General features: G+C 71.3%; 15 protein-coding genes. 10 read left to right on the forward strand and 5 right to left on the reverse strand.

What is annotated here, in order from left to right; all coding sequences use genetic code 11:
- The first annotated feature begins 21 nt into the window (after positions 1-21).
- Positions 22-1374: a hypothetical protein gene (locus tag QWM81_RS13440; protein ID WP_290112081.1), complete on the forward strand. Its 1353-nt coding sequence runs from the start codon at positions 22-24 to the stop codon at positions 1372-1374.
- 15 nt (positions 1375-1389) lie between these two features.
- On the opposite strand, the gene QWM81_RS13445 is transcribed toward QWM81_RS13440, so the two are convergent.
- On the reverse strand, positions 1390-2658 hold the full coding sequence (locus tag QWM81_RS13445; protein ID WP_290112113.1) for an ABC transporter substrate-binding protein: 1269 nt from the start codon (positions 2656-2658) through the stop codon (positions 1390-1392).
- 169 nt (positions 2659-2827) lie between these two features.
- On the opposite strand from QWM81_RS13445, the gene QWM81_RS13450 reads away from it, so the two are divergent.
- Both QWM81_RS13450 and purU read left to right on the forward strand, forming a co-directional pair.
- The gene (locus QWM81_RS13450; RefSeq protein ID WP_290112114.1) at positions 2828-3274 is read left to right on the forward strand and encodes an SCO4402 family protein; all 447 of its coding nucleotides are present in this window, start codon (positions 2828-2830) and stop codon (positions 3272-3274) included.
- 46 nt (positions 3275-3320) lie between these two features.
- Entirely contained in the window at positions 3321-4172 is an 852-nt protein-coding gene (purU, locus tag QWM81_RS13455; RefSeq protein ID WP_290112082.1) for a formyltetrahydrofolate deformylase, read from the forward strand.
- Between the two features lie 22 nt (positions 4173-4194).
- Here the strand turns inward: purU and QWM81_RS13460 are convergent, their stop codons facing one another.
- Positions 4195-5541, reverse strand: coding sequence for a zf-HC2 domain-containing protein (locus QWM81_RS13460; protein ID WP_290112083.1), 1347 nt, complete (start codon positions 5539-5541; stop codon positions 4195-4197).
- The gene (locus QWM81_RS13465; protein ID WP_290112084.1) at positions 5538-6101 is read right to left on the reverse strand and encodes a sigma-70 family RNA polymerase sigma factor; all 564 of its coding nucleotides are present in this window, start codon (positions 6099-6101) and stop codon (positions 5538-5540) included. The genes QWM81_RS13460 and QWM81_RS13465 overlap by 4 nt, the downstream gene beginning before the upstream one ends.
- A gap of 227 nt (positions 6102-6328) precedes the next feature.
- Here QWM81_RS13465 and QWM81_RS13470 point away from each other — a divergent pair, with 227 nt between their 5' ends.
- The 3 genes from QWM81_RS13470 to QWM81_RS13480 all read left to right on the forward strand — a co-directional run bounded on the left by QWM81_RS13470 (position 6329) and on the right by QWM81_RS13480 (position 8284).
- Entirely contained in the window at positions 6329-6703 is a 375-nt protein-coding gene (locus tag QWM81_RS13470; protein ID WP_290112085.1) for an STAS domain-containing protein, read from the forward strand.
- A 31-nt stretch (positions 6704-6734) separates the two neighbouring features.
- Positions 6735-7253: an EF-hand domain-containing protein gene (locus tag QWM81_RS13475; protein ID WP_290112086.1), complete on the forward strand. Its 519-nt coding sequence runs from the start codon at positions 6735-6737 to the stop codon at positions 7251-7253.
- Positions 7254-7810: 557 nt separating this feature from the next.
- Positions 7811-8284 carry an ATP-binding protein gene (locus QWM81_RS13480; RefSeq protein WP_290112087.1) on the forward strand — a complete coding sequence of 158 codons (474 nt, stop codon included), beginning with the start codon at positions 7811-7813 and terminating at the stop codon, positions 8282-8284.
- 558 nt (positions 8285-8842) lie between these two features.
- On the opposite strand, the gene QWM81_RS13485 is transcribed toward QWM81_RS13480, so the two are convergent.
- Both QWM81_RS13485 and QWM81_RS13490 read right to left on the reverse strand, forming a co-directional pair.
- Positions 8843-9496, reverse strand: coding sequence for a pyridoxine/pyridoxamine 5'-phosphate oxidase (locus tag QWM81_RS13485; RefSeq protein WP_290112088.1), 654 nt, complete (start codon positions 9494-9496; stop codon positions 8843-8845).
- A 30-nt stretch (positions 9497-9526) separates the two neighbouring features.
- Positions 9527-10027, reverse strand: coding sequence for an Lrp/AsnC family transcriptional regulator (locus QWM81_RS13490; RefSeq protein WP_290112089.1), 501 nt, complete (start codon positions 10025-10027; stop codon positions 9527-9529).
- A 70-nt stretch (positions 10028-10097) separates the two neighbouring features.
- Here QWM81_RS13490 and QWM81_RS13495 point away from each other — a divergent pair, with 70 nt between their 5' ends.
- The 4 genes from QWM81_RS13495 to QWM81_RS13510 all read left to right on the forward strand — a co-directional run bounded on the left by QWM81_RS13495 (position 10098) and on the right by QWM81_RS13510 (position 15104).
- A complete protein-coding gene (locus QWM81_RS13495) occupies positions 10098-11138 on the forward strand; it encodes a DMT family transporter (RefSeq protein WP_290112090.1) in 1041 nt (346 codons plus the stop codon).
- The gene (locus QWM81_RS13500) at positions 11135-11884 is read left to right on the forward strand and encodes a thioesterase II family protein (protein ID WP_290112091.1); all 750 of its coding nucleotides are present in this window, start codon (positions 11135-11137) and stop codon (positions 11882-11884) included. The genes QWM81_RS13495 and QWM81_RS13500 overlap by 4 nt, the downstream gene beginning before the upstream one ends.
- Positions 11885-12329: 445 nt before the next feature.
- On the forward strand, positions 12330-13904 hold the full coding sequence (locus QWM81_RS13505; RefSeq protein ID WP_290112115.1) for an amino acid adenylation domain-containing protein: 1575 nt from the start codon (positions 12330-12332) through the stop codon (positions 13902-13904).
- Between the two features lie 243 nt (positions 13905-14147).
- The gene (locus QWM81_RS13510; RefSeq protein ID WP_290112092.1) at positions 14148-15104 is read left to right on the forward strand and encodes a chlorinating enzyme; all 957 of its coding nucleotides are present in this window, start codon (positions 14148-14150) and stop codon (positions 15102-15104) included.
- The last annotated feature ends 1 nt before the right edge of the window (position 15105 follow it).

Genomic DNA, 15105 nt, shown 5'->3' on the forward strand with positions numbered 1-15105 from the left:
GGTTTACGTGTAGGAGTCCCGGTGACGCAGAGCGGACAGGGTCAGGAGCCGCACCTTCCCGCGGCGCGGCCCGCGCACGAAGGTGTCGTGCTGCCCGCCGAGGGCGGCGAGACCTGGGGCGCGGCGGCCGCCGGGCCGGCGGGGGGCCAGCCGTGGGGCGGGTCCTGGGGGCCGCCGGGCGGTCAGCAGCAGCAGCCGCAGCAGCCCGGGGCGTACGGCAGGCAGCCGGAGGCGTACCCGCAGCAGCAGCCGTACGGGACCGTCGCGCAGCCACTGCCGCCCGAGGTCACTCCCGGATCGGCGGCCGACGCGGACGCCACGCAGTACATCCCGCCGGTCGCGCAGGGCGCCGGGCCGATGCCCATGCCCATGCCGGCGCCCATGCCGGCCGAGAATCCGGCCGAGTCGACCCAGTACCTCGGCGCCCGGCAGACGGCCCACCAGGGCCACCAGGCACACGCCGGCCCTGACGCGGACGCCACGCAGTACATACCGCCCGTCCCTCCACAGCCGTCCGGTGCCCCGTACGGGATACGGCCCGGCACGCCCGGCGAGCGGCAGCCTCCGGCCGAGTTCGACAGCCTGTTCCGCGACGAGGCGGCCGCGGGCGCGACGCAGCACATGCCCCGGTACGAGGCCACCGCCCCGCACCAGCAGCCGCACCAGCACCAGGCGCCGCAGGCCGCGGCTCAGCCCCCGCAGCCGTACCAGGGCCAGGACCAGTACCAGGAGGCCCGGCGGCGGCGGTCGTCCAAGCTGGCGCTGATCGCCGGCGTCGTCGTCGGCTGCGCCGTCCTCGGGCTGGGCGCGGGCGCCCTGCTCAGCGGCGGCGAGGAGGCCCCGCGGACGGCGAGCGACACCACCGGTGTCGTCGCCGCCGGATCGCCCACCCCCGGCCCCTCCCAGGAGGCCGCCGACCCGGCCAGGACCCAGGCCGAGGAGCTCGACAAGCTCCTCGCGGACAGCAGCAGCAGCCGCGACACGGTGATCCGGTCCGTCGAGAACATCAAGAAGTGCCAGAACCTGGACCAGGCCGTCACCGACCTGCGCGGCGCCGCCGAGCAGCGACGGGGCTTGGTGACCCGGCTCCAGGGCCTGGCCGTCGACAGGCTGCCGAACAACGCCGAGCTGAGCTCCGCGCTCACCAGGGCGTGGCAGGCCTCGGCCTCCGCCGACGACCACTACGCGGCCTGGGCCGCGCAGGTGAAGGGCAAGAAGGGCTGCAAGGGCGGCAAGGCACGCCACACGAGCGAGACCGTCCGGGCCAACGCGGCCAGCGGTGAGGCCACGACCGCCAAGCGGAAGGCCGCCGCCCTGTGGAACGGCATCGCCGGTACGTACGGCCTGACCCCACGCCAGCCGACCCAGCTCTGAACGGGCCGGGCCGTTCTACAGGGTCGCCGCGTCGCGGAGGGTGGGGGCGATGTCCACGAAGCCGTTCCTCTGCGCCACCAGCCGTCCGTCGCGTACGACCTGGAACGTGACCTTGTGGTTGATGATCCGCGGGAATCCCGGCGTACCGAGCATGTCCTCGTAGCGCCAGCGCAGCGGCGGCGTCAGGCCGCCGGTGTGCACCCGCACCCCGCGGCTGAGCGCGCGGCTGACGGTGCCCGCGGTGACCTTGTCCCGGCCGAGCGATTCGACGACCTTCGTCAGGACCGTGTACGCGATCCAGGTCGTCTGGACGCCCGCGTCGGCCGGGTCGATGCGGTCGTCGCCGAAGGCGTGCTCCCGGATGACCCGCTTCATCGGGTTCCAGCGCTCGTCGCCCGCGTCCGGGTACCAGCCGGTGATGTAGGCGCCTTCGAAGGGGCCGTTCGCGCCGCCGGTACGGTCCACGAGCGGCTGGTCGACGCTGCCGAGGACCGAGGCGACCTTGACGTCCCGGCCGTCGGGCGGAAGCCGGCGGAAGGAGTCGAAGAAGTTGGCGGTGTGCGCGCCGAGCGCGGCGGTGACGCAGCCGCCGTCCTCACCGGTCCGTCTGCGCGACTGCCGGGCCTCGTCGGTGTACTCGCCGGCGTCCTCGGCGGCCGGGATGTCGGCGGCGGTGCGGTGGTGGCCCTGCGCGAGGCCGGAGTTGAGGATGTGCGGCAGCCGGGCGCCCTCGACGGAGTCGGGCCGGACGAGGGAGACCCGGTCGCAGGAGGTGGCGAGCTGGATGCCGTTGCCGGCCAGCAGCGCGGCCTGACCGCCGTTGACGGGGTAGGAGATGGCGCTGCGGAACTCCTCGTCCGTGATCCCGTAGCCGCCGATGTACGGGATGCCCGCCGCCTCCAGCGGAGGCAGCACGGCGCGGCCGTTCTGGCTGTACGAGCCGACGACGGCGACCACGTCCTCCTGGACCGCGCGCCGGGCGCACGCGGCGGCGGCCGCGGGCTCGTTGCCCTCGTTGCAGGTCAGGACGCGCAGCTCCCGGCCGTTGAGCCCGCCCTTGGAGTTGACCCAGCGTGCGTACGCCTGCCCCATGGCGGGCATGCCGGGCATATTGGTGGCTCGGGTGTCCTGCGGGGCCCAGGTCATCACGGTGATGGGGCCCCTGGAGCCCCCCGTGGCCCCAGGGATCACCCCGCACCCGGCCAGGAGGCACGCCGAGCCGAGTGCCGCCGCAGTCCGGAGGGAGAGGGAGGGGGAGAAGCGTCGCCTGCCGTTACCGGTCATGGCCATGCACAATTCCTGCTCATGGGTAACGCGGGAGTGAGGCCGGTTCAACGCCGAGTGACGCCGTGGTGAATTGCGGGGGGTGGGCCATGGGTACGGCGGGGGAACGTACGATCGAAACGTGTCAGCTTCCGTGAACTCTTCCCGTCGCGGCCGTCGCTCCTCCACCATGGGCGGCATGCCGCTCAACGACATGCCGTGGTGGCGCTGGCGCGCCAACGTGCGCTCGGCGCTGCACATGCTCTCCGACCCCGTCTTCCACCAGGAGTGCTGGCTGGCGGGCCTGGAGGGGTACGGGGACGTCACCGACGCCGTGTACCGGCTGGTCGAGGACACCTGGCTGGACAACTGGTCCGCCGAGAAGTACGTCGGCACCATATTCCGGGACTCCGGCGAGGCCGCGCTGGTCGACGTCGCCGTGCTGCGGGTGCTGCGGATCATGCACCAGGTCGGCCCGGACGCCCCCGTCTCCGCGTACATGGGCCATCACGGCTGGCCCGAGGCGGTACGGGCGGCCCGCGACGCGCATGTGCGGCTGGCCGTCAACGACGGTGAGGACCCGGACGCGCCGCCGCGGTCGCTGGACCTGCTGCGGATCATGACGAGGTCCGCGTAAGGGACTGGCGTCCGGCCGCTCCGCGCGGATGTGGCATCCTGCCAGAATGACTGACCAGTACGTCCTCACGCTCTCCTGCCCGGACAAGCAGGGCATCGTGCACGCCGTCTCGAGTTACCTCTTCATCACCGGCTGCAACATCGAGGACAGTCAGCAGTTCGGAGACCGCGACACGGGTCTGTTCTTCATGCGCGTCCACTTCTCGGCCGAGGCGCCGGTGACGGTGGAGAAACTGCGCGCCAGCTTCGCGGCGGTGGGCGACTCCTTCGCGATGGACTGGCAGATCCACCGCGCCGACGAGCGCATGCGGGTCGTGCTGATGGTGTCGAAGTTCGGCCACTGCCTCAACGACCTGCTGTTCCGTACGCGGATCGGCGCCCTGCCGGTCGACATCGTGGCGGTCGTCTCCAACCACACCGACTTCGCCGAGCTCGTCGCCTCGTACGACATCCCCTTCCATCACATTCCGGTCACGAAGGACACCAAGGCGCAGGCCGAGGCGGAGCTGCTGGATCTGGTGCGGGCCGAGAACGTGGAGCTCGTCGTCCTCGCCCGCTATATGCAGGTCCTCTCGGACGACCTGTGCAAGCAGCTGAGCGGGCGGATCATCAACATCCACCACTCCTTCCTGCCGAGCTTCAAGGGCGCCAAGCCCTACCACCAGGCGCACGCGCGCGGCGTGAAGCTGATCGGCGCGACGGCCCACTATGTGACGGCCGACCTCGACGAGGGCCCGATCATCGAGCAGGAGGTGGAGCGGGTGGGCCACGAGGTCACGCCCGAGCAGCTGGTGGCCATCGGCCGCGACGTGGAGTGCCAGGCGCTGGCCCGCGCGGTCAAGTGGCACGCGGAGCACCGCATCCTGCTGAACGGCCGCCGCACGGTCGTCTTCGCGTAGCGGCTCGCACCGGCCGGGGACCCTACAGGCGGCTCAGCGAGGCCGCCGCGAACAGGACGTCTCTGATCGCTTCCCGGTCGCCGTCCTGGCCCGCCGCCGCTTCCTCCGGCGCGATGTGCCCCGCCACCAGCTGGCAGAACTCCACCGAGTCCAGCGCCACCTGCGCGACCTTGCGGTCCGGGGAGCCGACCGCGGCCGGCGAGTCGAGGGCGATGTACCAGTCGCCGCCCCCCGAGCCCTCCACCTCCAGGTGGAGCGAGCGGCCCGGTGAGCCGGCCGTCACCAGAGCGCGGGCCGGCGCGGCGAGGCCCGCACGGCGGCGGTCGGCGAGCGCGGCGGGCAGTAACCGGGCCGCCAGGTCGATCATGCCGTGCAGATGGGCGCCGCTGGGCGGCTCGTACGGGTAGGCGACGGCGTTGGCGATGTCATCCGCGTGGACCCAGCACTCGAAGGCCCGGTCGAGCAGCGCGTCGCGCAGCGGCAGGGCGAAATCGCCGTACGACACGGACAGTTCGGCCACGCCGCGGCCCGCGAAGGAGACCGTGCGGATCAAGGCGTGGGTCTGGTCGCGCCAGGGCCCGCGGACCGCTCTGGTGGGCGGATGGTCCACGCCCTTCCAGTACGCCTCGGTGCGCTCGGCGGGCGTCTTGGCCGACAGCGGGTCGTCCAGGCCGATCGCCGTGGCGACCAGGCCGTCCACGGCCAGCAGATGGCCGATGACCCCGGCGACGGTCGTGCGGCGGCTGACGGGCCGCTCGCCCTGGAACCACTTCAGCCGCACCGGCGCGTGCCACTCCGCGTCGCCGATGTCGCGCAGCAGCGCGTCGAGCCGGGCGGTCTCCGCGTCGTACGGACCGGCCCACTCGGGCACGGGGATACGGGCGGGGCGGCGACCCAGGCAGTTCTCCAGCACCCGGGAGCGCAGCAGCGGGTCGAGGTCCAGGTCCCGCTCGTGGTGCAGCAGCCCGACCGCGTCCCGCAGCCGCAGGGCCTCCTCGGCGCAGGGCGCGCACTCGGTGAGGTGGTCCTCGACGGCGGTCGTCTCCTCGGGCGAGCACGCGGACAGCGCCCAGGCGCCGAGCAGCGACTGCAGCACCTTGTGCGGCAGGGCGGGCGGTGACGAGGGCGGTGGGGCGGGTGTTGACGCGGGCGGTGAGGCCTCGGGCGGCGGGCAACCGGGCGGTGGGCCCTCGGCCCGGCCCTCCGCCGACGCCTCGGCCGGGCCCTCCGCCGACGCCTCCGCCGGTGTCTCGGGCGCGGGCAGCGCCTCGTAGTCGTCGGCGGCCCGTCTCGGTGACGGTATGCGCGGCACGCCGCCCACGTCCTCCCGGCCGTCGTCGTGCCCGCCTCCGTCGAGCGGCCCCGTCACAGCGCCCGCCCGTCCAGCGGCCGGGTGTTCGCGGTGGACAGCAGCTGGAGCCCGAGCCGCAGCCGGCGCCGCGCCTCGTCCTCGGTCACGCCGAGGTCCGCGGCGGTCTGGCGGTAGTCCCGGCGCTGGAAGTAGGCCAGCTCCAGCGCGGCGCGCAGCGGCGCGGGCATGGACTGGACGATGAAGTCGGCGCGGGCCGACACCGCCGCGCGGCGCACCTTCTGCTCCAGTTCCTCCGTGGAACCGCCGCCGCGCGCCGCGTACGCCTTGGCCTCCGCCTGGCGCAGGCGGTGCACGGCCTGGCGGCGGGTCAGTTTGGCGATCCAGGAGCGCATGGAGCCCTCGCGCCTCGGGTCGTACGCGTCCGGGTTCTCCCAGACGTAACCGAACACCTCACGCGTGACCTGGTCGGCGGCGGAGTCGTCGTCGAGGACTCGGTGCGCCGTGTTGTGGACGAGGGAGGCGAACCGGTCGTACAGCTCACCGAGCGCGGCGGCTTCGCCGCGCGCCAGACGCTGCTGCATCTTGCGGTCCCAGCGCGGTGGTGTGTCCTTCGCCATAGGAGCCCTCCCGACCCGACTCCTCTCGAATGTAATGGGCCCCACCGGTACCGCACCCCTCTTTGTGGCAAGTGCGCCCCTCATGGGCGCAGGATGGTAAGGAAAGCGCCACTGTGCGTGCATCGTGTTTCATGGGGGAACGATGGGGCAGCAGCGGCGGAAAGGAAGCTCAGCTTCCGGTTGTTTCCCGGGTTGCTTCCCCAGTTGGACCGGCGAAGGGTAGGCGTGTGACGCTGACGGTGGACGAAGCCGCCCAGGGGGACTGGACGGTGCTGAGCATCCGGGGTGAACTCGACCTGGTCTCCTCACCCGTTGTCCGCAGGTGTGTGCACGAAGCGGTCGCGGAAGGCCGCCGCGATGTGGTGCTCGACCTCTCCCAGGTGCAGTTCTGCGACTCCAGCGGCGTCGGCGTACTGATCGCGTCCCGCCGGCTGCTGCACTCCTGCCGGGGCCGGCTGCGGCTGATACTGCCCGCTCAGGGGGCCGTCGACGGCTCGCACGTCAACCGGGTCCTGGCCGCCCTCGGCGTACGCCGCCTGTTCTCCGTGTACGCGGACGTCGCCGCCGCCACCGGCGAGGAGGACGAGCGGCTGTCCGCGTGACGGCGTCCGCTTCGCGACGTACCCTCCCGGCATGGACGCAGAGGAGTTGTACCAGCGCCGCGTCGCCTCCCGCTTCGCGGCGTTCGACCAGGACGGCAACGGCTACATCTCGCGCGAGGACTTCACGACCGCGGCGACCCGGCTGCTCGACGAGTTCGGCACGCCGTTCCGCTCCGAGAAGGGCCAGGCGCTGTCGGGCGGGGCGGAGGCCTTCTGGCAGGGCCTGGCCGGTATCGCGGACGTGGACGGCGACCAGCGGGTGACCCGGGACGAGTTCGTGAGCGGCGCTGTGAAGCGGCTGCGGGACAACCCCGAGCGGTTCGCCGAGATCGCCCGCCCCTTCGTGCGCGGCCTGCTCGCCGTCGCCGACCAGGACGGTGACGGAAAGGCCGGGACGGCGGAAGTGGAACGGGCCCTGCTGGTGCTGGGCGTCGAGTCCCACACCGCCGCGCTGGTGGCCGAGTCGCTGGACGTGGACCGCAGCGGGCTGGTGGACGAGGAGGAGGCGGTCGCCGCCTTCGCCCGCTACTTCGTGACCCAGGAACCGTAGCCCGTAGCCCCACCAGCTGGAACGGCGCTCGCGCGGCGCCGGATCGTTGGCCGAAATGTTCTCGCCTTTACGGATGATGGAGTCTTGACACATCCGGTGGGCGGCCGGCGCCCCGGGGGTGGTTCACCGGGGCGCGCGGGAGCCGGGTCGGGGCGCCGGAGGAACGGTCACGCAGCGTTGATACCGGGTTGTTGCGTTACGGGGGCCGTAACGGGCCGGAGTCGGCACCGGGCTCCGGTACCCTCCGTGGGATGCGAGTGGTTCAGAGGCTGGGGCGTCCCGGTGTTGCCCATGCGGCGGCTCCGCGCCCGGGGATGCCTGCCGCTCGTGCCCCTCGGCGGCGCTGTGCGCCCCCCTGTTCGACTACCCGCAGCGTGCGTCGCACAGTATGCCTCACGCGTACTCCTTCGCGCTGGAATATGCCCGAAGCGCTTGTTGCCGTGACTGTACGTCAACCATGCTGTCCCACAAGGAAATCACGTTCAGTGACGACTGTTACGGCTGTGGTCGCTGTGAGGCGCGAGGCGATGTGTCCGCCGGTTCGGATGGTGTGAGCGGTGCAGGTGCTTCAGGTTCAGTTGGAGATCGGCCCCGATCCAGCAGAGGTCGGGCGCGCCCGGAGATGGGCGCGCTCGCGGCTCGCCGGTTCAGGGATAGGGGAGGACGAGCCACTGGCCGAGACGCTGGTGCTGCTCATTTCGGAACTCGTCACCAACGCCGTGGTGCACACCGGCTGTCCGGCCGTGCTGCGGATGCTCTTCGGCGCCGGTGCGGCTGACGTGGCGACGGTGCGGGTCGAGGTCGCGGACGCCAGCGCGCGTCCGCCGCGTCCCCGCCACGCCGACGGGGACGACACCAACGGGCGGGGTCTTGAGCTGGTCGACGGGCTCGCCGACCGGTGGGGGTGGCAGCGCGAGGGCAACGGCAAGAGCATCTGGTGTGAAGTCGACCGGGGCGCACCGGTTGTGGCGGGGGTGGTGCGTGAGTCAGGTGTGTATGCGCCGTCGTGCGCCGTCACCAATAGTGCATAACGGGCTTTCCTCTGAATAGGTATTGACGGGTCGTGTCCGTCTGATCACCCTGGGAGCAGCGATTCGTGGCGAGGGGACGCCGAGGGCTTGACGCCCTCGGCGAGTGCGGGTCGCGGCTCGGTGGCAGCTCCTTCAGGGCCTTCAAGGTGAGCTGCCGGAGCCGGGTGGCGGCCGCCGTGCCGTGCTCGGGGTGCGCATGCGTGCGCCGCCACCCAAGGACACCCGCCCAAGGACACCCGCCCAAGGGCACCCGCCCAACGACGCAGCCCGGCGCCGGCGGCGCCGCACGGCGTGAGACGGCCCGACCCAGCCCCGGCAGAGCCCGCCGCGCCGCCCACCGGCGAGTCCTGGAGCCGTGCGTGCGGCATGGGCAATTCCGCACTACCGCCCGGTAGTTGGGTCGTGCGATGCCTCACAGAGGGCGGTGAAGGGGGAGAGGCATGCTCGCACAGGGATTCGTGGCGGTCGCGGCGACGGCGTGGGAGGAGGATCCTGTGTCATCGCCCTGCGACCCCCAGTACGCTCCCGCCGGCGGTCTCCGACTCGGGCTGAGCCCGGTCACGGCCAGAGCAGCTCCCGTACCCAACCGGCCCCCTCCCGCCGGTAGCGCAGCCGGATGTGGCGGCGGCGTGCGTCGCCCTGGAAGAACTCGGCCTCGTACGGATCGAGGACGTACAGCGTCCAGGTCTCCGGCTGCGTGTCCGGCTCCGCCTCGGCGCGCGCCCAGGCCGCCTCGCTCGCCCGGGCCAGCTCGTCCAGCGACGACAGCGGGGCGCTCTGCCGGCCCACCAGCGCGGCGGCCAGCGCACCGGTCGAGCGGGCGTGCAGGTCGGCGTACGCCTCCTCGGGCGTGCCCGCCCGGACGCGGCCCCGGACGCGTACCTGACGGCCCTGCGCCGCCCAGTAGAAGCCGAGTGCCGCGTCCGGGCGGGCCGCCAGGTGGCGCCCCTTCGCGCTGGTGGCGTGCGAGGCGAAGTGCCAGCCGCGCTCGTCCGCGTCGTGCAGCATCACCGTCCGTACGTCGGGCCGGCCGGCCGCGTCGACCGTGGCCAGCGACATGGTGTGCGGCTCGGCCTGCCCGGCGGCCACCGCCGCCAGGAACCAGTCGTGGAACAGCGGCAGCGGTGCGTCCGGCGCGGCCTGCGGGTCGAAGGCGGGCAGGGCGGTGTCCCATACGCGCAGGGAGCGCAGGGCGTCGTGGAATTCCGTCATCGGGCCATCATCCGGGGCACGGGAGCCGGCTCAGCCCGGGTACGGGGACGACCGGCGGGACGAGGGGGTTTTGAGGAGCTGGACGGGCCGGCGCCGCAGGTGCTCGTAGACCAGTGACGCGCGGACGTCGGCAACCGCCGGGTACTGGGCGATGCGGTCCAGGACGAAGTCCTCCAGTCGCTGGGGGTCCTTGACGGCGACGACGACCTGGAAGTCGTCGCTGCCGGTCACCACGTACACATCGAGCACCTCGGGCAGGCCGAGGATGAACTGCCGGAAGGACTCCACCGCGTCGCGGCTCTTGGGGTGGATGCGTACGGCGAGGATCGCGCGCAGCCCGCGGTCGAGCGCGTCGAGGTTCACCTCCGCGTGGTAGCCGGTGATGATCCCGTCGTCCTGGAGGCTGCGGACCCGCTCCAGGCAGGTGGAGTCGGCGATGCCCAGCGTGCGCGCCAGTTCGCGGTTGCTGCGGCGCGCGTTCTTCTGCAACTCCAGGGCCAGGCGCTCATTGATCTCATCAAAATTCGGCATGAGGCGGATTCTACCGTGTGTGTTGCGGGATCGCTGTACGAGGTCTGAACTTCCTGCCAGCATCGGCGTCATGGACAGCAACAACGCACATCTCGAACAGTCCTCACCTTCATTAGGACGGAACACCGGCCCACTGCTGGTGCTCGCGGCCGCGCTGATGTGGAGCACGACCGGTATCGCCGGCCAGCTTCTGCCCGACGTGTCCCCGGCGACCATCGCCACTCTGCGGCTGACGCTGGGCGCCGCCGTGCTGTGCCTGACGCTGCTGGTGGCGTCCCAGCGGGGCGGCCCCGGGTGGCGCAGCCTGGACCGGCGGCAGAAGGGCATCCTGTGCCTGGCCGGAGTCTGCACGGCGGCGTTCCAGATCTTCTTCTTCTTCTCCGTACGGATGACCGGCGCGGCCCTCGGCACACTGACCGTCCTGACGAGTGCCCCGCTGTGCGCGGCCGTCATCGACTGGCTGACCCGCAGCGAACGGCCCTCGCACCGCTGGTATCTGGGCACCGCCCTGGCCGTCGCCGGGGTCTTCCTGCTGACGTTCGACGGCGGGGAGTCGCTCAGGATGGGCGGTGTGGCGCTCGCCGTGCTGTGCGGCGCCTGCTACGCGGGGTACTCCGCCACCACGGGTGCGCTGGTCAAGACCGGGGTGCCGCGGACCTTCGTCGTACGCACCTCACTGACCATCGGGGGAGTCATGCTGGCCCCGATCCTGCTCGGCGCGGACTTCTCGGCGCTGGGTGACAGCCGCAGTATGTGGATCGTGGCCTGGCTGGCCGTGGTGGGCACCGCGCTGCCCTACCTGGCGTTCGTCGCGGGCCTCCAGTACACGGCGGCGCGTACGGCGGCGTCCGTGGGCCTCGCCCAGCCGCTGGCGGCGGCGGTGCTGGCGCTCGTCGTCCTGCACGAGCCCTTCACCGCCCCGATGATCGCCGCCACGGCGCTGCTGGTGGTGGGACTCCTGGTCGTCAGCCTGCCCGGCAGGGCCAAAGCGCCGGCCGACACCACCGCGGGGAGCGACGGCGCCGGCGGCGCACCGGCCCACGGCACCACCACCGCGGTGGCGAGCGGGCCCGGCCACGCCGCCGTCACCACCGGGCAGGGGGAACGATGAGACCTTCCGTCACCAAGAACCCCTGGCTTCCCTTCGGTACGGGACGCGACGCCGAAGTGCGGCTGCTGTGCCTGCCGCACGCCGGCGCCGGTGCGTCGGCCTACCGCGCCTGGGGCGAGGGGATGTCCTCCCGGATCGCGGTGTGCCCGGTGCAGCCGCCCGGCCGGGAGACCCGGCGCCGGGAGCCGCCCGAGGTGCAGGTCGGGCCGCTGGTCGCCGACCTCGCGGCGTCGCTGGCCGGCGAACCCCTCACCCCCTACGCCGTCTTCGGCCACAGCACCGGGGCCCTGTCGGCCTTCGAGCTCTGCCGCCAGCTGCGCAGAATGCAGGCGCCGCCCCCGCTCCACCTCTTCGTCGCCGGCCGCCGGGCACCGCAGATACCCATGGACCAGACCCGGCTGCGCGGCCTGTCCGAACCGGAACTGGCCGACGTACTGCGCCGGCTCGGCGGCACTCCGGAACAGGTCCTGTCCGACGCGGGGCTGCTGCGCATGCTCCATCCCCTGCTGATCGCGGACTTCGCGGTGAACGAGACCTATCACTATGTCCACGAGCCGCCTCTGGACTGTCCGATCACGGTCTTCGCGGCCGACGAGGACCCTCGGGCCAGCCTGGACCAGGCGGCCGCGTGGAAGGCCCAGACCGTCGGCGGGTTCACCTGGCGGCCCCTTCGTGGCGGCCACTTCGCGGTGTTCGAGCAGGCCGCCCGGGTGCATGCCTGGATCGCGGAAGGGCTGCGGCGGTGAGCGCGGTGGGTGCGGTGAGCGCGGTGGGATGCCGTGGGACGGCAGCGGGACACGGGTGCCCGAATCCCTCATGGAGACTGGCTGAATTCAGTACGGCGGGAATGTGTCATGCGTTTACCGCAAGGCTGAGCGGAATAGTCCGTTCCCTGTGGGTGAAACCTCCGTCGGTGCGGCCGGTCTCAGAATATGAGAGTGCGGCTGGCAATTTCACCCGCCCGGTCGGGCGCCTTTCTCACGCTGCGTGTCAGGGTGTGCTCGCGTCTCGCCGGAGTTTTGCATCAACCGGTTACGTAACGTAGCCACCGGCCGGCGCCGGTCGAGTCGGAACTCATTGACACTCGCTTCTGGGCTGTGATCAGCTCTATTTGCAGGGCGGCGCAGAACGCCCGGCTTGAAATCCATTGCACTGGGCCTTCCCTATTCAGGATCTAGCTGAGAGATGACAATGCGACTTCATGGCCGACGTACGGACCCACCCGGGGCCCCTGTCCACCGAGTGTTCGAAACGCACGCCAAGGCCCACCCCGGCCGGCCGGCGCTGACCTGCGGCCCGGTGTCCTACACGTACGGGGAGCTGAACGAGCGGGCGAACCGGTTAGCCCACTGGCTGCTGGCCCGCGGCGTGGGCCCCGGCTCGGTCGTGGGCATCTGCCTGGACCGCTCCCCGGAGCTCGTCGTCACCCTGCTCGGCGCGCTCAAGGCCGGTGCCGCCTACGCCCCGCTCGACCCCTCCTATCCGGCCGAGCGCCTCCGCCTGATGACCGAGCAACTCGCTCACGCCGACCTGATCGCCGTCTCACCTGCGACGTCCGCGCTCGTCGAGCACTGCGCGGACAAGGCGGTGGAGGTGGCGGGGCTCGACCTCGACGCCTTCCCGGCCACGGAGCCCGAGGTCGCCGTCGACGGCGAATCCCTCTGCTACGTGGTGTTCACCTCGGGTTCCACCGGCGCGCCGAAGGCGACCGCCGTACGGCACAAGGGCTGGTACAACCTGCTGGAGTGGGTCACCGGGGAATTCGGCCTGGGCGCCGATTCCAGCAACCTGATGATCAGCTCCTTCGGCTTCGACATCAGCCAGCGCAGCCTCATGGCTCCGCTCTTCTCCGGCGCGACGCTGCATCTGCTGCCCAGTCGCAGCTTCGACGTCCTGATGGCGTCCCGGCTCATCAGGGAGCTGAAAGTCCGGACCCTGCACTGCGCGCCCAGCGCGCTGTATCTGCTCATCCAGCGCGATGAGGAATCCGGCGGCGAAATCCTTGCTTCGCTCCAGTACGCATTCGTCGGCGGGGAGCCGCTTTCCGTAAGCCGTCTGGAAAGCTGGGCCAAGAATAACGCCGGCTCCGGCAGGATTGTGAATGTCTACGGCGTGGCCGAATGCACGGACGTATCCTCTTTCCATGCGCTGACGGACTATGCCGATTATGCCGCCCACGGAGTTCCCATTGGTCGGCCGGTGAACAATACCGACCTGTACATCCTCGATGAGGACCTCCGGAGTGTGGCGCCCGGGCAGACCGGGGAGATCTGCGTCGCCGGTCTCGGCGTAGGCGCCGGATATCTCAACGCACCGGCTCTGAACGAGGAACGGTTCGTCACCGCGCCCCTCGACGGCGGGCGGGACGTGGCGGTCTACCGCACCGGCGACATGGGCTATGTGCGCGACGACGGCGAGCTGATGTGCGTGGGACGCGTCGACACCCAGGTCAAGATCCGCGGAATGCGCATCGACCTGGGAGAGGTCGAGAACGCGGTGCGCTCCTGCCAGGGAGTGCGGGACGCCGTCGTCCTGGTCGCCGGCGGCGAACCGAACGGCGGGGAAGCCCACCTGGCCGCCTTCGTCATACCGGAGCCCGCCACCGACGGCCGTGCCGCCGAGCTGGACAGCCGTGCGCTGCGCTCGGAGCTCCTGGCCGCCCACCCGCGCCATCTGGTGCCGAAGACCTTCGTGGCGGTGCCGGGCTTCCCCCTCAGCCCGAACGGCAAGGTCGACCGCCGCGCCCTGGCCCACCAGGCCGGATAGCCACCGCCGCCCGGCCCACCCGGGCCGGATGAACCCACCGGGCGCGACATGCGCGCCTCGGTCCAGGACCACTCACCCACCATCGGCGCCAAGGCCCGATTGCCGGGCACTTTTCGGTGCCCGCGCCAAAAGACCGTTCATCGTGCGGAGGCCATCTGCCGCGCCTCCGGTGCACGCCGGTCTGTTCTGCCGCGCGAGCCATACCGGCCGCGTCAACCATCCACTCAAGAAAGTTGGTCAACCGTGACGGAAACCGCTCCGCTCCCGCTGCCCTCGGCGCAGGTAGCCGGAAACGCGATCATTCCCGACGACATCAAGGACGACATTCGCAGCTTCACCGAGAACGGATTCGTCGGCCCCATCAAGCTCTACGAGCCGGAGGAGGCCGCGGAGATCATCCGCGAGATCCGTATCCAGAACCAGGACCGGTCCAAGGCGCTCTACCCCAACAGCGTCAACTACGACCGGCACTACGACATCTCGCACCTGTCCAGCCACATCATGCACCCGACGATCATCAAGTACCTCACCGCGATACTCGGCCCCGACGTCCTGCTGTGGCGCACCGAGTTCTTCCCGAAGTTCCCGGGCTCCAGCGGCACCGAGTGGCACCAGGTGCGGGACTACAGCTACGCCAACGGCAAGCCGCAGCTCCTGCCGACGGAGTCGGACTGGAACGCCTTCATCGACATCACGGTGTGGACGACCTTCACCCCGGCGACGAAGGACACCGGCTGCATGCGGTTCGTCCGCGGCTCGCACCGCAACTGGTACTTCGACGAGCGCAAGAACACCAACCAGGGCCGCGACGGCGAGTACGACGTGACGGCAGTCGACACCGACTTCTTCGGTTACGACTTCTCCGACTTCTCCATCGAGCCCGGCTGGAAGCCGGCCGAGGAGGACGTCGTGGAAATGGAGATGAAGCCGGGCGAGGCCGTCATCTTCACCGCCAACTGCGTCCACGGCTCGCTGCCCAACACCACCGAACGTGAGACGCGGTTCGCCATCGCCGGCCGCTACGTCCCCACCCACGTGCGGGTCTACCCCGACCAGGAGGGCTTCACCGCCCACGGCGCCCACTTCAACCTGGAGAACTACGGCAGCGTCCTGGTCGCCGGCGAGGACCGCTTCGGCCACAACCGGCTGCGTACGCAGAACAACCGCGGCGAGGACTTCGCCCCGCCCGCCGGCCGCTAGA

Origin of the sequence: Streptomyces ficellus (assembly GCF_030406405.1) — a bacterium.
GTDB classification, from domain to species: domain Bacteria; phylum Actinomycetota; class Actinomycetes; order Streptomycetales; family Streptomycetaceae; genus Streptomyces; species Streptomyces ficellus_B.

Bases quoted from the DNA above. Each gene is read 5' to 3' on its own strand.
- QWM81_RS13500 (WP_290112091.1), top strand. From the start codon at position 11,135: ATGAGACCTTCCGTCACCAAGAACCCCTGGCTTCCCTTCGGTACGGGA.
- QWM81_RS13485 (WP_290112088.1), bottom strand. From the start codon at position 9,496: ATGACGGAATTCCACGACGCCCTGCGCTCCCTGCGCGTATGGGACACC.
- QWM81_RS13505 (WP_290112115.1), top strand. From the start codon at position 12,330: ATGCGACTTCATGGCCGACGTACGGACCCACCCGGGGCCCCTGTCCAC.
- QWM81_RS13450 (WP_290112114.1), top strand. From the start codon at position 2,828: ATGGGCGGCATGCCGCTCAACGACATGCCGTGGTGGCGCTGGCGCGCC.
- QWM81_RS13490 (WP_290112089.1), bottom strand. From the start codon at position 10,027: ATGCCGAATTTTGATGAGATCAATGAGCGCCTGGCCCTGGAGTTGCAG.
- purU (WP_290112082.1), top strand. From the start codon at position 3,321: ATGACTGACCAGTACGTCCTCACGCTCTCCTGCCCGGACAAGCAGGGC.
- QWM81_RS13465 (WP_290112084.1), bottom strand. From the start codon at position 6,101: ATGGCGAAGGACACACCACCGCGCTGGGACCGCAAGATGCAGCAGCGT.
- QWM81_RS13445 (WP_290112113.1), bottom strand. From the start codon at position 2,658: ATGACCGGTAACGGCAGGCGACGCTTCTCCCCCTCCCTCTCCCTCCGG.
- QWM81_RS13495 (WP_290112090.1), top strand. From the start codon at position 10,098: ATGGACAGCAACAACGCACATCTCGAACAGTCCTCACCTTCATTAGGA.
- QWM81_RS13475 (WP_290112086.1), top strand. From the start codon at position 6,735: ATGGACGCAGAGGAGTTGTACCAGCGCCGCGTCGCCTCCCGCTTCGCG.